The organism is Staphylococcus sp. GDX7P312P, assembly GCF_008385775.1.
GTDB classification, from domain to species: domain Bacteria; phylum Bacillota; class Bacilli; order Staphylococcales; family Staphylococcaceae; genus Staphylococcus; species Staphylococcus haemolyticus.
The window spans coordinates 1-656 of record NZ_VUKI01000058.1; the positions used below are offsets into that span (position 1 = coordinate 1).

At 33.8% G+C, this 656-nt stretch carries 1 protein-coding gene; it reads right to left on the minus strand.

Annotated features, from left to right (window positions below; translation table 11 throughout):
- Window positions 1-648, minus strand: a 648-nt coding sequence (locus F1592_RS13010; RefSeq protein WP_149814189.1) for an IS6-like element IS257 family transposase, incomplete at its 3' end; no start/stop codon positions are given.
- Between the last annotated feature and the right edge of the window lie 8 nt (window positions 649-656).

Here is a 656-nt window from a genome sequence, read left to right on the forward strand (position 1 = left end):
GTGGCATGGCGAAAATCCGTAGATCTGAAGAGACCTGCGGTTCTTTTTATATAGAGCGTAAATACATTCAATACCTTTTAAAGTATTCTTTGCTGTATTGATACTTTGATATCTTGTCTTTCTTACTTTAATATGACGGTGATCTTGCTCAATGAGGTTATTCAGATATTTCGATGTACAATGACAGTCAGGTTTAAGTTTAAAAGCTTTAATTACTTTAGCCATTGCTACCTTCGTTGAAGGTGCCTGATCTGTAATTACCTTTTGAGGTTTACCAAATTGTTTAATGAGACGTTTGATAAACGCATATGCTGAATGATTATCTCGTTGCTTACGCAACCAAATATCTAATGTATGTCCCTCTGCATCAATGGCACGATATAAATAACTCCATTTTCCTTTTATTTTGATGTACGTCTCATCAATACGCCATTTGTAATAAGCTTTTTTATGCTTTTTCTTCCAAATTTGATATAAAATTGGGGCATATTCTTGAACCCAACGGTAGACCGTTGAATGATGAACGTTTACACCACGTTCCCTTAATATTTCATATATATCACGATAAATCAATGCATATCTTAGATAGTAGCCAACGGCTACAGTGATAACATCCTTGTTAAATTGTTTATATCTGAAATAGTTCATACAGAAGA